The organism is Bradyrhizobium sp. cir1 (genome assembly GCF_014198245.1).
Classification (GTDB): Bacteria; Pseudomonadota; Alphaproteobacteria; order Rhizobiales; family Xanthobacteraceae; genus Bradyrhizobium.
Window position 1 is genome coordinate 100,042 of sequence record NZ_JACIHE010000008.1, and the last position, 20,245, is coordinate 120,286.

The 20,245-nt window shown below is 63.4% G+C and carries 19 protein-coding genes and 1 tRNA gene; 9 read left to right on the top strand and 11 right to left on the bottom strand.

What is annotated here, in order from left to right:
• Nucleotides 1-32: 32 nt before the first annotated feature.
• From GGD63_RS18255 to GGD63_RS18275, 5 genes are all read right to left on the bottom strand, one after another.
• Complete coding sequence (locus tag GGD63_RS18255; RefSeq protein WP_183244406.1) at nt 33-962, bottom strand: glycine reductase; 930 nt, start codon at nt 960-962, stop codon at nt 33-35.
• Nucleotides 963-1,240: 278 nt separating this feature from the next.
• Nucleotides 1,241-1,822, bottom strand: coding sequence for a GDP-mannose pyrophosphatase (locus GGD63_RS18260; protein ID WP_183244408.1), 582 nt, complete (start codon nt 1,820-1,822; stop codon nt 1,241-1,243).
• Nucleotides 1,823-1,838: 16 nt separating this feature from the next.
• Nucleotides 1,839-2,279, bottom strand: coding sequence for a GNAT family acetyltransferase (locus GGD63_RS18265; RefSeq protein WP_183244725.1), 441 nt, complete (start codon nt 2,277-2,279; stop codon nt 1,839-1,841).
• A gap of 8 nt (nt 2,280-2,287) precedes the next feature.
• A complete protein-coding gene (locus tag GGD63_RS18270) occupies nt 2,288-3,712 on the bottom strand; it encodes an FAD-binding oxidoreductase (RefSeq protein WP_183244726.1) in 1,425 nt (474 codons plus the stop codon).
• Between the two features lie 80 nt (nt 3,713-3,792).
• Nucleotides 3,793-4,782 carry an L-threonylcarbamoyladenylate synthase gene (locus GGD63_RS18275; protein WP_183244410.1) on the bottom strand — a complete coding sequence of 330 codons (990 nt, stop codon included), beginning with the start codon at nt 4,780-4,782 and terminating at the stop codon, nt 3,793-3,795.
• 68 nt (nt 4,783-4,850) lie between these two features.
• On the opposite strand from GGD63_RS18275, the gene GGD63_RS18280 reads away from it, so the two are divergent.
• The 4 genes from GGD63_RS18280 to GGD63_RS18295 all read left to right on the top strand — a co-directional run bounded on the left by GGD63_RS18280 (nt 4,851) and on the right by GGD63_RS18295 (nt 6,759).
• Nucleotides 4,851-4,927 (top strand) — tRNA-Pro (locus GGD63_RS18280).
• Between the two features lie 177 nt (nt 4,928-5,104).
• Nucleotides 5,105-5,911 (top strand): hypothetical protein, encoded by an 807-nt coding sequence (locus GGD63_RS18285; RefSeq protein ID WP_183244412.1) that lies wholly within the window; start codon nt 5,105-5,107, stop codon nt 5,909-5,911.
• A gap of 75 nt (nt 5,912-5,986) precedes the next feature.
• Nucleotides 5,987-6,589 (top strand): hypothetical protein, encoded by a 603-nt coding sequence (locus GGD63_RS18290; RefSeq protein WP_183244414.1) that lies wholly within the window; start codon nt 5,987-5,989, stop codon nt 6,587-6,589.
• The gene (locus GGD63_RS18295) at nt 6,589-6,759 is read left to right on the top strand and encodes a hypothetical protein (RefSeq protein ID WP_183244416.1); all 171 of its coding nucleotides are present in this window, start codon (nt 6,589-6,591) and stop codon (nt 6,757-6,759) included. The genes GGD63_RS18290 and GGD63_RS18295 overlap by 1 nt, the downstream gene beginning before the upstream one ends.
• 103 nt (nt 6,760-6,862) lie before the next feature.
• On the opposite strand, the gene GGD63_RS18300 is transcribed toward GGD63_RS18295, so the two are convergent.
• The 6 genes from GGD63_RS18300 to GGD63_RS18325 form a co-directional block, all read right to left on the bottom strand.
• On the bottom strand, nt 6,863-8,116 hold the full coding sequence (locus GGD63_RS18300) for a hypothetical protein (RefSeq protein ID WP_183244418.1): 1,254 nt from the start codon (nt 8,114-8,116) through the stop codon (nt 6,863-6,865).
• 478 nt (nt 8,117-8,594) lie between these two features.
• On the bottom strand, nt 8,595-8,741 hold the full coding sequence (locus GGD63_RS18305; protein WP_183244419.1) for a hypothetical protein: 147 nt from the start codon (nt 8,739-8,741) through the stop codon (nt 8,595-8,597).
• A 27-nt stretch (nt 8,742-8,768) separates the two neighbouring features.
• Entirely contained in the window at nt 8,769-9,497 is a 729-nt protein-coding gene (locus tag GGD63_RS18310; RefSeq protein WP_183244421.1) for an AbiJ-NTD4 domain-containing protein, read from the bottom strand.
• A gap of 98 nt (nt 9,498-9,595) precedes the next feature.
• Nucleotides 9,596-10,609, bottom strand: coding sequence for a hypothetical protein (locus tag GGD63_RS18315; protein ID WP_312013320.1), 1,014 nt, complete (start codon nt 10,607-10,609; stop codon nt 9,596-9,598).
• Between the two features lie 103 nt (nt 10,610-10,712).
• The gene (locus GGD63_RS18320) at nt 10,713-11,960 is read right to left on the bottom strand and encodes a type II toxin-antitoxin system HipA family toxin (protein ID WP_183244423.1); all 1,248 of its coding nucleotides are present in this window, start codon (nt 11,958-11,960) and stop codon (nt 10,713-10,715) included.
• Nucleotides 11,953-12,288: a helix-turn-helix domain-containing protein gene (locus tag GGD63_RS18325; protein ID WP_183244425.1), complete on the bottom strand. Its 336-nt coding sequence runs from the start codon at nt 12,286-12,288 to the stop codon at nt 11,953-11,955. Before GGD63_RS18325 ends, GGD63_RS18320 begins: the two co-directional genes overlap by 8 nt.
• A gap of 150 nt (nt 12,289-12,438) precedes the next feature.
• On the opposite strand from GGD63_RS18325, the gene GGD63_RS18330 reads away from it, so the two are divergent.
• From GGD63_RS18330 to GGD63_RS18350, 5 genes are all read left to right on the top strand, one after another.
• Nucleotides 12,439-13,053, top strand: a complete 615-nt coding sequence (locus GGD63_RS18330) for a hypothetical protein (RefSeq protein WP_246785539.1) — start codon at nt 12,439-12,441, stop codon at nt 13,051-13,053.
• A complete protein-coding gene (locus GGD63_RS18335) occupies nt 13,050-13,403 on the top strand; it encodes a hypothetical protein (RefSeq protein WP_183244427.1) in 354 nt (117 codons plus the stop codon). Before GGD63_RS18330 ends, GGD63_RS18335 begins: the two co-directional genes overlap by 4 nt.
• Nucleotides 13,400-14,677, top strand: a complete 1,278-nt coding sequence (locus GGD63_RS18340) for a DUF4417 domain-containing protein (protein WP_183244429.1) — start codon at nt 13,400-13,402, stop codon at nt 14,675-14,677. Before GGD63_RS18335 ends, GGD63_RS18340 begins: the two co-directional genes overlap by 4 nt.
• Before the next feature lie 2,376 nt (nt 14,678-17,053).
• Complete coding sequence (locus GGD63_RS18345; RefSeq protein ID WP_183244431.1) at nt 17,054-18,016, top strand: ArdC family protein; 963 nt, start codon at nt 17,054-17,056, stop codon at nt 18,014-18,016.
• 103 nt (nt 18,017-18,119) lie between these two features.
• The gene (locus GGD63_RS18350; protein WP_183244433.1) at nt 18,120-20,237 is read left to right on the top strand and encodes a ParB/RepB/Spo0J family partition protein; all 2,118 of its coding nucleotides are present in this window, start codon (nt 18,120-18,122) and stop codon (nt 20,235-20,237) included.
• The last annotated feature ends 8 nt before the right edge of the window (nt 20,238-20,245 follow it).

Sequence of the window (20,245 nt, forward strand, 5' to 3'; positions counted from 1 at the left end):
CGCTCTCCCTTGATTGTTGTTATCGGAGGACGTCAGGCGGCGCGGTTGCCGCGCGCGATCTCCTTCTGCTTGTCGAATTCGGCGCGGCGTCGCGCCAGCTCTTCAGGGGAGAGCTGGGCGACGTTGTTGTAGTCGAGCTTCCAGGAGGCGTCCTCGCTCCAGCGCAGCGGCGACTGCATCGTCGTCTGCGGGCCGCTCGCGGTCTCCAGAAGCTTCAGCGCGAGCTCCAGCGTCTGCGCCTGCGAAGCGACGTCATGCGGCTTACCCGCGGAATTGCCGAGCGGGAAGTCCGAGAACAGAAAGCGCGGCACGGCGGCATGCTCGATGATGTCCTTGGCGCAGCCCATGATCACGGTCGGAATGCCGTTCCGCTCGAGGTGCCGCGCCACCAGCGCCGTGGTCTGGTGGCACACCGGGCAGTTGGGCACCAGCACGGCGACATCGACCTTGTCGGCGAGGCAACGCGACAGAATCTCCGGCGCGTCGGTGTCGAGCGTGACGCGATGGCTGCGGTTGGTCGGTGCGCCGAAGAAGCGCGGCGCCACGTCACCGATGCGCCCGGCGGCGGACGCCTTCAACAGCTGCGGCAGCGGAAACCAGGTGCCGCTGTCGGTGGCCGAGGTGTGCTTGCGGTCGTAGCCGATGTGGGAGATGCGCAGGTCGTGCTGCTGCGAGGTGTCGCCGTCATAGACCTGGTAGAACTTCGCGCTGCCGTTATACGCCGCGCCCGGCCCCTGATCGCCCTTGGCGGGATCGTAGGGCGCCGCGGTCGTGATGATGGTGACGCGCGACTTCGCCAGCGGCTTCTTCAGCGGCTGGAACGGCGCCTCGGTGTAATGCGCCCAGCGGTATGGCGTGGTGTAGCCGATCGCCGCGTAATAATCGCGCGTGCGCTGCATGTAGGGGACGGGAGAATCGTAGTCGGGCGCAAAGCCGAATTCGTCGTCGCGCGGAGCGGACATGGGGCGCGTCTCCTGGTTCTTGGTTGGGGCCAGACTAGAGATAGTTTTGGGGTTGCTCAACGGGGAGAGCGGCGGCGCAGGACAGAATTGCAACGCTGATAGAGCGGGCGCTCTCTTCCCCCCTCTCCCCCCTGCGGGAGAGGGTGGCTCGCCGCGAAGCGGCGAGACGGGTGAGGGGTATCTCTCCGCGAGTCCAACTCCCTCGGGAGTTCGCGGAAGCATACCCCTCATCCGGCGCTTCGCGCCACCTTCTCCCGCAAGGGGAGAAGGAAGACAGCTCACATGAAAATATGCAGCGCCACGTATTGCAGCAGCATGATCGCCTTGGCGTCGATGATGCGGCCGTCGGCGATCATCGCCAGGGCCTCGTCGATGCCGAGCTCCAGCACCTCGATATCCTCGCCCTCGTGCTCGAGGCCGCCGCCGTCGCTCACCCGCATTTCCGGCTCGTATTCGGCGACGAAGAAATGCAGCTTCTCCGTCACCGCGCCGGGGCTCATGAAGGCCTCGAACACCTTGTGGACGTGATGCAGGCGATAGCCGGTCTCCTCCTCCGCTTCGGCGCGGATGCGCACCTCGGGAGACGCATCGTCCAGCACGCCGGCGGCGGCCTCGATCCGGAGGTCGTCGTAGCCGCGGATGAACGCGGGCAGGCGGAACTGGCGCACCAGGATCACGGTGCGCCGGGCAAGGTTGTAAGGCAGTACGGCGGCGGCGTTGTCGCGCTCATAGGTCTCGCGGTGCTGCGTCTGCCACGCGCCATTGGCGCGGCGGTACTCGAACGTGGTGGTCTTCAGGGGCGTCCAATTGTCCGAGAGCACGCGGACGTCCTTGATGCGGACGCGGTCGGAAATGGTCATGGCTGTTTTCCGGGAGCTAGGGAGTCGAAGCGCGGCCGTCGAGCCACTTCTGGAACATCACCGAGGTCGATAGCTCGAAGCCCAGCGAGTCATAAAACGCATTGGCCTGCGCGTTCTCGCGGCGGACCAGCAGCTGGAGCTTTGCGATGCCGGCGCTCCGCAGCCAGTCCTCGGCCGCGGCCATGATGACGCGGCCGTAACCGCGCTTCCGGCTGTCAGGATCGACAGCGACGTAATAGACCCAGCCGCGATGGCCGTCATGGCCGACCATGACGGACGCGACGATCGCGCCATTGTCGCGGCCGATCAGCACCGTCGAATTCTCCCGCCGCCGCGCCAGCGCGATGTCGGCATGCGGATCGTTCCAGGGCCGCGTCAGGCCGCAGCGCTGCCACAGCGCGACAACGGGCTCAACATCGGCATCCCCGATCGCGTCGATCGTGAGAGCAGGGGAGATGGATACGCTCACAGCACCTTCCCGGGATTCATGATGCCGAGCGGATCGAGCATCGCCTTGATCTGTCGCATCAGCTCGATCGCGGTCTTGTCCTTCACCTCGGGCAGTTCGTCGCGCTTGAGCACGCCGATGCCGTGCTCGGCCGAGATCGAGCCGCCCATGCGCAGCACGATCTCGAACACCACGGCGTTCATCTCGTGCCAGCGCGCCAGGTAGTCGGCCGTATTGGCGCCTATCGGCTGGCTGACATTGTAGTGCAGATTGCCGTCGCCGAGATGGCCGAACGGCACCGGCCGCGCGCCCGGGATCAGCTTCACCACCGCGGCGTTGGCTTCCTCGATAAAGGCGGGCACGGCGGCGACGGGCACGGAGATGTCGTGCTTGATCGAGCCGCCCTCCGGCTTCTGCGCCGCCGACATTTCCTCGCGCAGCTTCCAGAAATTGTTGCGCTGGGCGAGGCTGGCCGCGATCACGGCGTCGTCGACGATCTCCTCCATGGCGCGGGTCAGGATCGTCTCCAGCGGCGTGCGGGCGTCGTCGCTGGCCGTGGATAATTCCATCAGCACGTACCAGGGATGCTTCTCGCTAAGCGGATCGCGCACGTCGATGCCGTGGCGCACCGAGAAATCGACCGCCATCTCCGACAGCAATTCAAAGCTCGTCAGCGCATTGGCGGCTTCGCCCTGCGCGATCGTCAGCAGCTTCAAGGCCGCTTCGGGCGACTTCAGCCCGACGAAGGCAGTCTCGACCGCCCGCGGCTTCGGAAACAGTTTGAGTGTCGCTGCCGTGATGATGCCGAGCGTGCCTTCCGCGCCGATGAAGAGGTTGTGCAGATTGTAGCCGGTGTTGTCCTTCTTCAGCTTGGACAGCACGTTGAGCACGCGCCCGTCGGCGAGCACGACCTCGAGCCCCAGCGCCATCTCGCGCGCGACGCCATAGGCGAGCGCGGCGGTGCCGCCGGCATTGGTGGAGAGATTGCCGCCGATGGTGCAGCTGCCTTCGGCGCCCAGCGACAGCGGAAACAGCCGGTCCACGTCTGAGGCCTTCTGCTGCGCGATCTGCAGCACCACGCCAGCCTCGCAGGTCATGGTGTTGGAGGCGGTGTCGACCTCGCGGATCTTGTCGAGCCGCCGCAGCGACACCACCACCTCGCCATTGTGCGGCGTCTGCCCGCCGACGAGGCCGGTGTTGCCGCCCTGCGGCACCAGCGCGATTCTGTGCTCCGAGGCGAGCTTGCAGATCGCCGCGACTTCCGCGGTCGAGCCCGGGCGCAGCACCAGCGGCGAGCGGCCGTGGAACAGGTTGCGCTCCTCGGTGACGTAGGCCTCGATGTCGGCGGCATCGGTGATCGCGTGGCGTTCGCCGACGATCTTGCGGAATTGTTCGATCAGCTCGGGCGCAAGCGGAGGCGTGGCAGATTTGTTGATGTTCATCTCGTCTTCTTTCATTCCGCTTCTTATCTTTTGCGCATGATCTTATCGGAAAACCGCTTCACACTTTTCCGGATCATGCGCTAGCGCGCCACGGCCGCCCGGCGCAGCCGGTCATTGATTGCCTCGCCCAGATCCACTTCGGGAATCGGCATTACCGCGATCGCCCGCGGCCCTCTCGCATCCAGGCTACGAAGATAGCCGAACAGATTGGCGGCCGCTTCATCGAGATCACCGGCGGGCGACAAATTCATGACGGCCGACGCAGCGTCAAGGCCGGGCAGGCGCTCGGGGCCGAACGCTAGCAGCGCTTCGCCCGGCACCACGTCGCGCGCGTTGAGCCGCACATTGGCGCGCGGCGCGTAGTGCGAGGCCAGCATGCCCGGCGCCAGCGGCTGGCCGTCGTCGCTGCCAGCCTCCACGGGCGGCCGCGTCAGGGGAGCACCGAGCACCGCCTCGATTCGCTCGCGCGACAGCCCGCCGGGGCGAAGCAGCATCGGCGTCTCGAAGCAGCCGACGATCGTCGATTCGACGCCGACGTCGACCGGACCACCATCGACGATCAAATCGATCCGCCCCGCAAGATCGCTCTCGACATGGGCCGCCAGCGTCGGCGAGACATGGCCGGAGATGTTGGCGGACGGCGCCACCACCGCCCCGCCAAAGGCGCGCAGGATCGCCTGCGCCACCGGGTGGGCAGGAATGCGGATCGCGACGGTGTCGAGGCCCGCGGTGGCGAGCTCCGCCACCGGGCAGTCGTCCGTCTTCGGCACCACCAGGGTCAGCGGCCCCGGCCAGAACGCCTCCGCAAGCTTCAAGGCGCGCGCGTCGAACCGGCCGATCCGGCGTGCAGCGGCGATGTCCGCGACATGCGCGATCAGCGGATTGAAGGCGGGCCGCCCCTTGGCGCTGTAGATATGGGCGACAGCCGTGGCATTGGCGGCGTCCGCGCCGAGCCCGTAGACCGTCTCGGTCGGAAACGCGACCAGCCCGCCGGCCGCGAGCGTCCGGGCGGCGGCCTCGGCGGCGGCCTCGCCAGCCGGTAAAATCAGCGTTTCAAGACCCGTTTTCACAGGGACAAAATTCCTCATCTCGGCCGCTTGCAGTGCGCCAAACCCGACGCTATAAGCCGCCTTCTTGTCGGAGTGTGGCTCAGCCCGGTAGAGCACTGCGTTCGGGACGCAGGGGTCGCAGGTTCGAATCCTGCCACTCCGACCATAATTTCAAGCACTTATAGGTTCGGGCACCGTTTTGCGCAATGAAAGGCGCAATGAATTGCGCCTTTTGTCTCGATGTACTTCTCGTGAATTGCGTGTTTCGGACATTTGAGCACCCGATAAGTTGTGTCATCCAGTCGGGGCTCCGGCACAACGGTGCCCGTCCGGGAGGCAGACATTGGCGGAAGAATTTCAGCGCTTCGTTATTTTGAACCGGTTGGCGAGTATCTCGATTTCCAGAGCCCCTGTTGCATTTAAGCCACCAACGGTGGCTGGCGTCGAGCTGTTCAACGTGCTGCAGGAGCGGAACGAGGCAGGATCCGCCATCGAGTTCTTTGGCGCCGGCGACACCGAGAAGGATGACGAGGAGACAGAAGACGAGAGGATAGCTCGCTGCGTCGGCCACAACTTCATCTGGTTGCGTCAGATCAAGATCGCGACCAGCGGCGCGCATAGGTACGCCAAGCTGCTGTTGGAATTTGTCGACCAGAGCAAAAAGAGCTTCTCTGTCGTCGACACCAGCAGCTTGAAGGGCCGCAACATCTCTGGTGGGAAGAACGAGCGTGGAGGGGTGTCTTGCCACGTCGTTGTGCGGCTCCCCATCAAGCAGCATGACGATGGCGACTATCGGTGCGCGATCGAGGTCGCGCACACCATCAATCGCGGAATGATCGAGACCTTTTTGTGCAGGCAGCTTCGTCGTTGGGCCCATAACGACGAGCTGACTTACGAGGTTCATCTGCCCGATCGCAAAGGCAAAGCAAGCATCAAGGTGTACAAGTACAGCCCACGCCTCGAGCTTCTTGCTGACGTTGGCAGATCGCTTTCCTTTGCGACAGCCGGTGGTCGAGAGCTGGCCCATATGACTTCTGACCTATCGGCAGGTCAATGGCGGAACGGCAGTAACTGGCAAGATCCACCAGGCTCTCGCGGGAGCGACGGATCTGGTAATGTGCCAAAAGGAACTCATGTCCTTGGAGCATGAGCCGCGAGAGTGGTATTCTGAAATTGACGATGAAATCGCCGACCAAATGGCCACATTCCTTGACAAGGATCAGCTATGGCAGCGCGGCAAATAAAGATACTGGAAGTGGACCACGGCGGGCATCAGTCCCGCCTGCGTCTGCCCGCGCCTTTGCGCTACCTCCAGATTCGTCACCCCGAAAAGCGGACGGATGACCTGATAATCCCGATTGTGGTCGGCGTTGTCGGCTGGGCCATCTATCTCGCGATCGATCCGCGGCCGGCACTGTTCGGCGACAATGGATTGTTGCGCTTCACTCGCGATCTTCTGGTGATGGCGGTGCCGTTTATGATCGGCGCGCTAGCTGCTGTTTCGATGGGGGCGCCTGGACCGAACCTCGATCGGCGCCCGATCGGTGCAGAGCTTTGGCTCGACAACGATCCGCTGACGATGCGTCAGTTCCTGTGCTTCTTGCTCGGCTATCTGAGCTTCCTCGGTCTCGTCGTCTTGATCAGCGTTGTGGCCGCCGGGCTACTGCGCGACGCTGTGCTTGCTTGGACGGCGGCCGTCCCTCATGTGCAGTTCGCCCTGCGTGCTGCGGGTTCTCTCGCGCTAGCTCTTTCGATGTCGTTCCTGTCGGTTACGGTTCTTTGGTCGCTCTACTTCCTGACTGACGTGGCTAACCGGAAGGGTGGTTGATGGCGGTCGAAGATCATCCGCTCTGGTCACGGTGGAAAAGTTGCCTTGAAAAACTCATCGAGGCTAAGGAAGCGCTGAAGCGGGCAAGAGGCACGCCAGCCGAGCAAGCCGCTGTCGAGCGCTATAATGCGGCGTTAGCAGATTACAATGAGATCTCAAACGAGATCTAACCTGCTACCGCCTTGCACTAAACGGCCTCCGCGCGCCCCCCGTTCCGTGGGACGCGATCAGCGAGTGGTGTTTTCGCCCGCCACCACACAGTGCGCGTCGATTTCACCGCCGCCCACCAAACGCCTCCGCCGCCTCTTCCTGGAAGTCCGGGTGGTGATGCCCGTAGCCGTTCTCGAGCTGCTCCAGCGTCATCCCAAGCCAGCCGGCGGCCTGCCAGCGGTCGGTGCCCTGCTGCATCAGCCAGGTCGCGGCCGTGTGGCGCAGCGAGTGACGCACGACGTCCTCACCGAGCCCGGCATCCTCGAGAATGCCTTCCCAGGCTGAACGGATCTTCCCGGCGAGCGGACGCCCGTCGTTCATGCGCGTAACGACGAAGCGGATCTCTTCGCCTGTCTTCATGATGCCGGCGGCACGCAGCTCGGCTGATCGGTGTGCATCGATCTTGCGCCAGCGCACCAGGTGCGGCCGCAGCCGGTTTGCGATCTTCGCGGGAGGTCGGCGCTTCTTGGTCTTGCGCTCCTCGGTGCCGCGGCCCTGATAGATCATCGCGTCCAGGTTCATCCACGGATGCGTCGTAGTCGCCAGCCATTGCGTCCGGCGGATCGTCTCCTCGCGCCTGGCCGAGTAGAGGCCGACTAGGATGAAGCGCGCGGCCGGCCGGCGGCGATTGATAATCCAGCGCTCGCGGCGGACCAGTCGGCCGTTCGTACGCTTCCATGTCTTCTTCTCTCCATCCCAGAGATAGCCGAGCGCGGCCCCGAGCAGCCGCGCGGCTTCGTTACGCGTGAGCCAGCGCTGCCGGCCCTCGGTCTTGAACGGCAACGTCACCTTGGGCACGAAGCTCAGCGTATGCTCGGCGTGATAGGCATTGATCGCGGCGCGGAGATCTTCCAGGCGCCGGCGCGCGGTCTGGTCGGACACCATGCACTCGCGCGGCGCAACGCCAGCGGTCTTGTTGTTGTCGCTAGGTGCGCCTGTCGACCAGTCGACGAAGTCGCGACAGAGCTGCGCCTTGAGCGCGCTCACGGTCTTGTCACCGAAGAAATTGTTGAGGTCGAGCAGCCGGATCAGCAGAAGGTCATGCTGCGCCCAGGCGCGATCGTCGCTCTTGTCCTTCGGCCTCTTAGAAATCTCATAGGCAGTCAGCACGTCGGCAATGGCGAGGACGCTGGGGTCGGTCGCGCCGACGGTCGTTGTGTGCTTCCCGCCGATGTAGGCTTCGAGCGCCTTCGCAGCGCCGTCAATGTCGTCGCGGCCGCAACCTGTGCGGATTTGCCGGCCACGATCGAGGATGATCCAGGTTTCATCGCCCTCTCTGAACCAGAGGCGTGGGGGCTTGGCTTTGCGGCCCGGCATGATGGCTTGACCAATTTGCGGATGGCGCGAGGTGTGGTCAAATCCTTACCTGCCACTTTGGCAATTTCAAGAGTCCCGGCGGCCGCGGCTCTGCGTAGTGAAGATAAAGTCAAAGGGCCGGTCGGAAAGAATACGATAGCAGCCTCGACGAGGGTCATCACTTCATCCTCGTTCCATTGAGCGGGATCGGGGCGTGCTTTCGCGCGGGCGGACTTGTCGATTCTACGCTTCGGCATGGGGAATGGGCACTTGCGAATAGGGAAGGCCTTTGGACTGGCCGCGACGTCCAGCGTACGTGAAATCTGTTTTTCGAGAAGCGCCATATCCTGGTCGATGAGACAATCGGCGGCATTCGGATACAAATCGGACGTTGGATGAAGATAAAGACTCTAAATTGGGCGAGAAAATCTTCTAGGTTATTCTAGGGCTCCTTCGTTGCGGGGGCATCTCTGATTACTATGTGTCGTGTGTGCTGTTGTCAGGAACGACGAACCAGATTCTTGATCCATGCCATTGCCGTCTCGATGGCCCATTCCGTTTGGTGCGACGTCAAGGCGGGCGGCGGTTGGCTGCCCGCGCCATGACCGTGTGGATTGCGCACATGGATGAAGAACGCCTTGAGCATGTCGCCCTCCCACGGAGCGATGAACCGTCAGTTCTGTTGGCTGACGAGATTGTCGATATAGTTGGCGGCGCCGCGCTCGCGGCCGGTCGACGAGCCTTTGTCGTCAGATATGATCTTAATTGTGCTTTCGAGCGCCTTGGCCGCGTGGAAAGCTGCATCTTTGCGCTGGTCGTCGGCGTGCTCGATTGCTTCCTTTAACTCTTGATCGACATTCGCCCATTTCGCGTCGTGCAGTACCGCCCAGCAGGGTTCCGCAGTGCGCGTTTCTGTGAGCTCGTCTCGCGCGGATTGCAGTAGCCCGTTGTGATAGTGCAGCTCCATGCGGGCATGGCGGAGGCGGCTATTCAACTCGTCAACGGCGCGTGCGACAACGCGCAACGCCTCGGGCACGGTCGAATTGATTTCGCGAGCGCGCTCCTCTGCCGAACGAAACAGCAATTCGATCAAGCTGAGACGCGTCTTCAAGAATGTGTCGGCGGTCCCGTGACGATCCTTCCAGAGATCATAGGTCTCGGTCAGGAATTCCCCACAGACCGCGTCCCAGGATTGCGCGTCGTAGAGACGCCCGCGGCCGGTCTCCCGCGCGAGCGCATCGTGCACGCGCCTGAAGAAGTCCCCGTCCAGGTGTAGCGGCTTCACAAGGTCGTCGAAGATGATGTGAGCAGCTTGAACGAAAAGCTGGTGGATCGCAGGGGTAGGGCGGTCAGCCCAATAGATTTGCTGCGGATAACGGTGAAGGAACAGGTCATATATCATGCTGACTTGCTTTCAAACTCTATAGGCTGGGCAATGTGCTGCAACCCGGTCGATGGACATGACGCGGCCTAAATTGGATTCAGCGGACTGCTGCTGCTTCATGTGCTGCGAATGATGCGTCGTTCTTCGCCGAGCGGAATGATCCAGCCGCCGGCACGGTCAGATCTGGCAAACTCGTCCGGGCTCACTGTATCGGCGATGCGGCTGCGCACGGCTTGCGGCTCGGCATCGATCGCTGCGCGAATGAGATCACGGTCGATCCCGACGAAGACCGGCCGGAGGTCGAGGCGAGCAAGTGCCTCCTGGTCCGTGGGAGCGACATCTGCGTCGACTGGGCCTGCGCGGGTGACGATCCCGCCGATCAGCCCGCCCACGGATCCCGCTTTCTCCAGCTCTCCTACGGGGGCTGCATCCAGCAGTGCCCGGGCGCGGTTGAGGTCGTCCGGGAGCCTTCGCGCAAATGGCTGATGAGTGAGGCGCTGGAGAGCGCCTGCTAGTTCGGCGTGGCCGAGTGGCTTGATGAGGTTGGCGATATGCAGACGAAGGAGCCTGACAAAGAGCGTGTCCTTTTCGGTTGGGTCGATGGGATCGCCTTCGTCGACGGGATCGCGGACTGAGAGATAGGCGTCGGCAGGTCCGGCCGCAGCCATTCCCCAGCGTGTCGCGATCGCGATGCGCTTCACGGTCACTTTGCGGTCTTGTGCGGTAACGTCTATTCGCCCAGCTTGCGTCCAAGCGCGGGCGAGCGCTTTTGCCGGCCCCCCAACATCATGACAGCCTTTCGCTTCGGCGACCGACAGGGAGGACAGGTCGGAGGCGCAAGCGATCCAGTCGGGCAAATCGCCGCGGGAAAGGCGCTTGACCTTGATCCTTCGGCGGCGATCTAGGTCGATGATCCGACTGCCGAGATGAGCGAAGATCGAGAGGTTGAAGTAACGCTCCAGGTAAGCGCGTGCGACGAAGCGTCCAAACAGACCGGAAAGAGCTACTTTGACCTCCCGTGCTTGTCCGAGCGGTTCCCTGAAGACGAAAGGCGTTCCCGCGCCGGTGGGCGCCAGCAGGGCATCGAGAATGGACCACGCGCCATAGGCGGCGCCTGGCGTCTGCAGCACCTCCGAATGCCGGCATCCTCGATTTCCGAGACTTCAAGATTGACGGTCGGGCCGGCGATGGGGCTTGCCGCCGCAGGATCGAAGCTATGGAGGAATGTCCGCGTCAAAGCGCCAGCGCTCGCTTGAGATCGTCGTGCTCGAAGGCGCTAGCCATGCGGTTGATCTCGGCGGTCCGGGCGCCGACGGCCTTGGCGACATTGCGCCATGTGTTGGTGACTGCTGCGACCTCTTTTATTATCGTGCGGGCCTGCGGCAGAGAAAGCCCGAAATACTCCGACGCGGCCTCAAGCAGGTCGAGCGAGCAGGTCCCTTCGTCCAGATCGATGTTCGTGGTCAGCACGCGCGCCTTCACGTCAGTCGGCACGGGATTGAGGTCATAGGCCGGAGAGAGCGACCATCCGGCCTTTCCCAGCCAGAAGAAGCCGTGATTGCGCAGATGGTCGTCGACATTGGAAATCAGCACGTTGAAGACGACGCGCCGATAGAGGGCATGGGCGTCGGTTTTTCCCTGCGCGCCATGCTGCGCGAGAGCGTCGACAATCTCAGGATAGCTGCCACGGTCGCCGTCCTTGGCGCCCATCATCGCCATCGCCGATAGAAAGGGGATGCGGGTCGCACCGTCGCGATCGAAGCGACGCGATAGCATGACCGCCTTCCCCGCCACTTCGACGAGTTCGTGTTGCGGAGTGGCGATGCCGGCCTGCCCCGCCAGCCGCAGCGCAATCTCCTCCCAGGTCTCCATGCTGTAGTCGTCCGTTTCCTTCGGAAACTTGGCGATGGAGAGGTTGCCATGCTGGTCGATGACCGACGCCTTCGGCCGCGCGCCGCCGAGCGAGGAGCCGGGCGCGAAGATGAGCTGAAGGTCTTCGTCCGTTTCCTCGTCCCGGAGAATGCGCTCGGTGATCTGGAGCAGCCGGCCGAGTTCGATCAGGGCCGGCAGGCCGGCGCGGATCGGCGCCTGGAAGTTTTTTTCGCCGACCCAACGGAATCTGAGTGCCCCAAGCCGTGTCTCGTCGGCGACGCCGAGAAGATAATCGCTTTCCGCAAGTGTGCGAACGGCGCGACCTTCGCGGTCGGCGAGGCGGCGTTCGGCGCGCTGCATGAGGCGGCGGCCCCAGGTATCAGGCGCGGAGTCGCCGATGGAGCCGAAGGTCGTCAGTCCGGCAGGGGGAGCGAAGGTGCCGCGCGTCAGGGCAAGGGCAGGCTCCAGCGAGAACCGGTCAGCGTCCTCAAGCCAGGAGCTGTCATACTCGAAAAGGATGGTCTCCGCGCCGCGAACCCGATTGCTCCTCGCCAGACCAATAGGACGCGTGCGGCCGCCCAGATCGATATGGACCTCGAAGTCAGCCATCGCGTGAGGCTCCGGTCTTGCGTTTGAGGTGGACATGCTTGGGCAGTTCGGCGGTGGACAGCGCCTGGCCGACGCTGTCGTTGCTGATGTCGGCGATCTTGCCCAGACCGTCGAGAAGACCGAGCGCCTGAAGGACGCCGGCATAGATGCCAATGCTGACGTTGGTGTCGCCGGCCTCGATTCTTTGCAGGGTCGAGCGGGACGTGAACGCGCGCTCGGCCACAACCGCCATCGGCAGCCGCCTACGCCGGCGGGCGTCGTGGATGTCGGCGCCGAGCTTGCGCAGGGCCCGCCGAACGGCGGCGGGAGGATTGTGCGGGGTTGGCATTTGCCACCTTCGTGCTACAGATTGGTCGATTATGTAGCACGAAGCTTACAATTTTCTAGAGGGGTCGCGGGATTCACAATATCCTAATTCGGCCCATCCAGCTCCCCCTCGCCCGGCATTGCGGAAATTGGGGGATAAAATCGGCGACCCTTGACAACAAACGGCACCCTCTCCATCCTCACTGAATTCAATGAGGATGGAAAAGTGAAGTTGTCGATCCTTGATCTGGCCGGTGGCCAGCCGGTGCTCAGCGGCGTGCAAGCCGGCCGTCAGCTTCTCGGAAAGCTGGTCGCCGCTGCGCGTCCGCCTGCCGAGCCGGAGCCTGCCTATTTGGACTTCGATGGCGTCACCGTTGCGACCGCCTCCTTCCTGCGCGAGGGCGTGGTCGCTTTCCGCGATCATGCCCGCGCCACCTTGCCCGGACTCTACCCGGTCATCGCCAACGCCTCTCCGGAAGTGACCGAAGAGCTCGAATTTTTTCTGCGGCATCGCAAGGATGCGATGTGGATCTGCCACCTGACGGCGACGGGCGAGGTGCGCGATCCCAAGATTCTGGGCGAGCTCGACAAGGCACACCGCTCGACTTTCGATCTCGTCGCGCGCCTGGGTACGGCGAGCGCGCCGAGCCTTGCGGCGCAGAGCCAAGAGAGCCTGGCGCCGACGGCTTGGAACAACCGCCTATCCAATCTGGCCGCGCGCGGTCTTCTGATCGAACGCCGGTCGGGGAAAACCAAAACCTTTGCACCTGTCTTGGAGGTCGCGTGATGGGAATCGACTTCATCCGCAATGCCAGCGGCAAGCCCTACACCAAGCGTTGGGCGAGAGGCATCGACCGCATCAGGGCGCCAACCTTGATGGATGTCAGCATGTCGGAGGAGAGCCGCACGCTCACGGCGAGGCTCATCGCGAAGGGAGCGGCATGTCAGGGCGCCACGGTGCTGATCCAGTCGAAGGGGGCCGATCTGGTCGTGTTCGACGGGCTCCGGCAGGTCGCCAGTATCACCAATGCACCGCCCTCCGTGCGGGCCGCCGTTGATGCGCGACAGGGCATGGCTTCAGCCGTCGTCGAGCGCGTCGGGATCCTAGAAGCGACTGCGGAGATCAAACTCAAATGACCCGCCGCGCCCCGCAGGAACCCACACGCGACTTCAAGCCCTCCCATCGGTTGCGCGACGACGCCGCGCTCTATGCGCCGTCGCTTGGCTGCGGCGGCTGTCCGGACTTCAAGACCTGCGGAGGCCTTCACACCGATGCTGGCGTGTTCGATTGCAACGATTTTTGCTCGTGCGAGGATCGTGCCGCCTGTGATTCCATTTGCCGCAACAAGCCCGACGAGTTCTTCGAACGTTACCTTGAGATCGGCGGCTTCGAGCTAGGGACGACGCCCCGAGTTGACGCTCTCGCGGTGCCAGAGTTGCCGTCCGTCATCCCGCTCATCGGCCATAAATACAGCCGCAAAGCGGTCCTGAATGAATCGGTTGTCGCCGTTCCCTTGTATGAGCTCTTCCACATGCGAACTGGTCAGCCGCATGTTCGCACCCGCGCTGAGCTCGCCGAGCGCTTTCGCATCCCCGAGACTGCGACAATCGTCGCCTCAGGCGTTGATCGGGACATCAAGCTCGAGGCGTGGTGGGCGTTTGCCGATCGCGCGTTGATCATGTCGACGCTGCGCGATCTTGGAATCGCGCTGGTGACCGTGCCGAATTTCAGCCTGTTCTTGAACATGCCGCGGCCCGACAATTTGCACAGCATGAAACGCATCGCGCTGAGCTGGGTCGAGATGATGACGGCCGGGATTCCAGCGGCGCTGCACCTCAACGCGAGGACCGACCAGGACTATGCGCGCTGGATGCGTTTCGTGCGAGAACGCCCGGAAGTCGAGATCGTTGCTTTTGAGTTCCGCACCGGCGCCGGCGTGCCGAGCCGGATCGATTGGCACGTCGATCGTCTCTGCCGGATTGCCGATGCCGCCGAACGTCCGCTCACGCTCGTGGTGCGCGGCGGCGCCCAGGTGCTCAGCCGCCTCAAGCGCCACTTCGGCCAGGTCATCTTGATCGAGACGGATGCCTTCACCCGCTCCCTTAAGCGCCGACGGGCGGAATTCACCGAGGCCGGCCGCCTGCGCTGGCCGCGAATCTCTACTCCGAAGGGAGCGCCAATCGACGATCTGCTTGCCCACAACATCTTCACCAAGCGCACGGCGCTGCTGCTCTCCGACTTCGCGCCGGTGGAGCGCTCAGAGCGTTCGACCCGGAACGCTCGTCGGCCGGCAAAGCACACTGACGGTCAAGCCGGGCAGCGGAGTTTTCTGGCGGAGCTGGACGCGACCTTGGAGGCTCGGGCTATGTCCGCGGACCTCAAGCGCGTGATCGTCGCTGCGGAAACGTAGATCGCCGTCATGGTTGGCCAGTGCACGAAACATCTGTCCCATGCCGAAGCCGCAGCCGCTGTCGCGGCCAAAACGGGATTCGCCGTCGGCCACCGCCACCTTCAGGGCCATGCCGGCGTCCTCGATGCCGGCGTAATCCGCATGCGAGCGCAGGCTCGCGAGCACGCCGGTCCCGCTATCGCTGACGACGACTTCGAACGCGCCCGGCCGCGCGGCGAACGCGACAAGCCCTGTGTGCGCGGCTTCGCTGTGGCGGAAGACATTGTCCTGGAGCTCGCCGAGGGCACCAACAATCTCGGCCGCGATCTGCGCAGGGAAGCCGGCGGTGAGGGCAGCCTGGTCGGCCCGGCTCGCCCAAAGCTGCCAAAGATCCCATCGCGCGCCATCCGCCCCGAGCCGCTGAAGCGGGAAGACGCCGGCCTGCGCGTTCCTTTCGGTGCCGGCCACCGCGTCACCGTCGAGCGCGGCATCAATTGTCGCGACGAACGGCGCTTCGAGCACCACAGAGGCATAGGCTTCTGGGTATCGCCGTCGCGCACGGACCAGTTCGACCAGCGGACCGATTTGTCCCGACCGCTGCACGCGGATGGGGCCAAGACCGCCCAATGCGCCGCTCTGGGCAGCAAAAAGCAATTCGTCGGCGGCATCGAAGTCGCCGGTAAGCCTCTCCCCCGGGATCTGTCCTTCCGGTTCCATCGCCCCCGATCTCGCCCACCAGCCCCGGCAGGGTTTCATCCTGGCTACGCACGCGGTCCACAACCGCCCTGATAGCAGATAATCGTCGTTTTCGCCTCCTGATTGTGCGCTCCCGGGCCGTGATGCCCGCCCGAAGACTGTGGATTACCCATGTATCTCGAAGGCCCGCTCTCGTGCATGCGGATCGGCGCGGTCCTACATCCAACCGTGCTCCTCGCACTCGCGGATGGCGCCTGTTTCGTGGAGCGCGTGGATCGCCCAACCGCGCAGGGTGCGGATCGCCGGCCGTCTCTGCTCGGTCATCAGCATTGAAAGGCTCTCCCACGCTGAGACGAATCGTTTAGTCCCCCAGACGTTCCCCATCGCTAACACACGACTGGGATTCCGGATCGTAGGATCTCGTGGTGTTTCGAAGGCCGATTTTCCAACCGGCCAGGTGGTAGGGTGGGCGAGAACGAAGTGAAGAAACCGTTTTCCAATATTTCAGACGTCTTATCCGTTTTGCGCGTGCGGCTGTCACCGCACTGGGCTCTCGTGAACCGAGCCGCACAGCGTCTCGGCCATGCGGCTTCGATCCCTCGCGCAAGAGCAGGCCGCGCCGCCCGCGGGGCAGAAATGAAAAACCGGACCTTTGTGCAGCAGCCACCTGCACAAAGGTCCGGCCTTATCTTAGCGTGCCGCGATACCGAACGGCTGCAAAGGACGCTTCATATCCTTTGGGAAGGTCTCGCTATTCATCCGGGTTGCGACCCGGAGGCGGCAATAGATCAGTAGCCGATACGACTACTTCTTTTTCTTTGAAGTCTTCTTTGCCACCTTCTTGGTAGCTGCCTTCGCGGTCTTCTTTGCCTTTTTCGCTTTCTTGGCCATGTCGTCCTCTGTAAGAATTTGCTCTCAGTGAACATGCCCACGCCGTGCATCGACATGCGCACGACTGAGACGATATCACAAAAGCAAAATTGATACCAAGGAGACATGAATCCGTATTAAGTCGCTCGCCGGGAGGCACTCGCTCTCGGGTCCCGCCGTCATTGCATTCCGGCGTCGCTATCACTGTCCTTCGGGTCGGGTGCCTTCTTAACCGGTCTCGCGACTGCAGTCGGTCCCGGGTCTCGCCGCTACGCGTCGGCGCTATGCTGACCCTCCTGCGGGTGCCTCTTTCGCCGCGTCCGCGATGGTCTTCGCTTTCGCTCCGCCCACAGGCCTCTCTTCCATAATTGTGAGACTCCAGTGAAAACGCCGGGCGGTTCTCGTATCATTGCCTGCCTCACGTTCGCTCAGGTTTTGGCCAGGGCCGCACCGGGCTCTCGTGAACCGAGCCGCGCAGCGTCTCGGCCTTGTGGCTTCGATCCCTCGCGCCAGAGCTTTGGTGCTCCTCGCCGGGGGCACTCGGGAAAGGGGCTCGCCTGCGGCGATCGCTATCACTGCCCCGTTCCCGGGTGCCCTCTTAAACCGGTCTCGTCGCTGCACTCGGACCCGCGTGCCCCTTCGGGTCGCTATGCTCACGCTCTCCGGGTGCCATTTTCCGTTGAGGTGATGCGCCGTTGGGCACACGCCTGATCGGGCCTGGGTCCCAGGTAGATGGCGCTAGAGGCTGAAAGTAAGAGTGCAGGCTGGGCTTTTTCGTGGCGGGTTACAAGCTGCGAGAGAGGCTCGCGGTGCCCGTCGCGGAGACCCGCGATGTCAAACCCTAATGCTTGCGCGCGCGCCGGCCACGACCGGGCGAACCTCTATAGCGAAATCACCGACAAGATCATTGCCGAGCTTGAGGCCGGACGTGTCCCCTGGGTTCAGCCCTGGGGTACTGCCGCGGCGAAAGCGCCGCTGGCCATGCCGAAAAACGCGTCGACCAACCGGCAATACAGTGGCGTTAACATCCTCATCCTCTGGGGAGCCGTGATCGAACGCGGATTTGCCGGTCAAAGTTGGCTCACCTTTCGTCAGGCCCTCTCGCTCGGCGGCCACGTTCGCAAGGGAGAGCGCGGCACCACAGTCGTGTACGCTGATCGTTTCGTGCCGAATGACGAAAAGCGCCGGGCGGCCGAGACCGGCGAAGACGCGCAGGCAATTCCATTCCTCAAACGATTTACCGTTTTCAACGTCGAACAGTGCGAGGAACTGCCCGACGGCATGGCAACCGCTGCGCCGCCACCGCCGGCTGGCCTGATTGAACCCACGGTTGACGCCCTGATCAAGGCCAGCGGAATTGCATTTCGCATTGGTGGAGATCGCGCATTCTACGCAACAGCCGAAGACTATGTTCAGGTCCCGCCGCCGCAGGCCTATTTCGAACCCATCAACTGGCACCGTACCGCGTTGCATGAACTCGGTCATGCGACCGGGCATCCCTCGCGCCTCAATCGCGACCAGAGCGGATCCTACGGTACGAAGAAATATGCCTTTGAAGAACTGGTCGCAGAGTTGAGTTCCGCATTCAGCTGCGCGTCGCTCGGGATCGTCCCGACCGTGCGTCATGCCGACTATATCGGCTCCTGGCTTGAAGTTCTGCGCGAAGACAGTTGGGCCATCGTGCGTGCCGCTTCGCAGGCGAGCAAGGCCGCTGACTATTTGCTCGGCTTCGTTCCCGGGTCCGTTGAGCCCGCGTCGCTGGATTCGGTTGTCGCCGATCACGAGGCGGCGTGATGCTTGGCCTCGTGGCCGCGCGAGAGTGAGAGGAGGGGTGGCTGTTTGCGACGGGTTGGAAGCCGAGAGAGAGTCTCACGGCCGCCCGTCGTGGAGAGCCAAGATGACGAAAGTCGTACAAAAGATCACGCTGTCGCCTTCCCGGGACATTCCCTTTAACAAGCTCGTGCTCAGCCAGTCGAACGTTCGCCGCGTCAAGGCCGGTGTGTCGATCGAGCAGCTAGCCGAAAGCATCGCGCAGCGTACGCTTCTGCAAAGTCTGAGTGTCCGGGCCGTCGTCGACGGAGACGGCAACGAGACCGGCATGTTCGAGGTGCCGGCGGGCGGCAGGCGCTATCGTGCTCTCGAGCTCCTGGTGAAACAGAAGCGGATGTCGAAGACGCAGGCCGTGCCGTGCGTCGTTCGCGAAGGCGGCATTGCCGAGGACGATTCGGTGGCGGAGAACGACGAGCGGGTCGGCCTGCATCCGCTCGATCAGTTTCGGGCCTTCCAGATCCTCCGCGATCTCGGCATGAGCGAGGAAGACATTGCCGCGCGCCATTTCGTCAACCCTGCGATCGTCAAGCAGCGCCTGCGCCTGGCGTCGGTCTCGCCCAAGTTGCATGAGGTCTATGCCGAAGACGGCATGACACTCGAGCAACTCATGGCGTTCTCAGTCACTGCGGATCACGCTCGCCAGGAGCAAGTCTGGGGGAACGTCAGCCGCTCCGGCTATGACGAGCCATACCAGATCCGGCGCTTGCTCACCGAGAACACCGTGCGCGGGTCCGATCGTCGGGCCCGATTTGTGGGCCTCGAAGCCTATCAGCACGCGGGCGGCAGCGTTCTGCGGGATCTGTTCGAGCACGACGACGGCGGCTGGCTGCAGGACGTCGTGTTGCTCGACCGCCTCGTGACCGAAAAGCTCAAAGCCGAAGCTGAGACCATTGCCGCCGAAGGCTGGAAGTGGATCTCAGTCGCCGTAGAGTTCTCCTACGGTCACACTCAAGGGCTACGAGAAATCGAAGGCAAACCTGTCGATCTCTCGCCAGAGGAGCAGGCCACCATCGATGCCCTGAACGCCGAGCAGGCCAGGCTGGAAACCGACTATCAGGACGCCGACGAGTTGCCCGACGAGGTTGATCAGCGTCTCGGCGAAATCGAGTCGGCGCTGGCGGCGCTCGAAGACCGGCCGATGCATTACGATCCGACCGAGATCGCCCGAGCCGGTGTCTTCATCAGCATCGATTCCGAAGGACGCCTCTCCGTGGACCGGGGTTACGTCCGGCCGGAGGACGAGGTGCGGGCAACTGATCCTGATGTCGGGCAGGGCGCCGATGCGTCGTCGCCCGAAGGTCCAGAAGTGGGCCCGTCCGTCCAGCGCACAGTCATCGCGGTGGCTGGTGGTGCTCCTGATGCCGAAGAAGATGATGAGGACGCGACCAAACCTCTGCCGGATCGGCTGATTACCGAGCTGACGGCGCATCGGACGCTTGCCTTGCGCGATGCCCTGGCAGAAAATCCTGCGATCGCGTTCCAGGCGGTGCTGCATAACTTCGTCCTGACGGCCTTTTACCCGTTCGCGTCGTCCGGGAGCTGTCTTGAGATCGGCCTTCGCACGCCGAACTTTCCCCCCCAAGCTCCGGGGCTGAGAGAAAGCGTCTCTGCCAAAGCTGTCGAGGCGCGGCACGAGGCCTGGAAGGCACGGTTGCCGAAGAGCCAGAACGATCTCTGGGATGCGCTGACGGCTCTCGATGGTGGTGCACAGGCATCGCTGTTCGCCCACTGTGCGTCGTTTGCGGTCAACGCCGTCTATGAGCCGGCCAACCGCTACAATCAGGGCCGCGTCTCTGCCCACAGCGTTCGCACGCGTCTCGACCAGGCTGATGTGCTGGCGCGCGCGGTTGGGCTCGACATGGTGCAGGCCGGCTGGCGACCGACCGTCGACAACTATCTCGGCCGGGTCACCAAGCCGCGTATTCTGGAGGCGGTGCGGGAGGCCAAGGGCGAGCCGTCGGCGCAGCTGATCGACCATCTGAAGAAGGCCGACATGGCCAAGGAGGCCGAGCGCCTGCTGGATGGCTCGGGCTGGCTGCCGGAGCCGCTGCGTCTTACCGATCCTGGTTTGGCGCGAGCGGAGCAGGAGGGCGAAGCGGGCTCGCTGCCTGAATTCCTCGCCGATGAGGAGGATCAGGAGAACGGCGGCGACGAAGATCCGCAGCAGCCCGACGCGGCCGAGTGAAAGCGCGG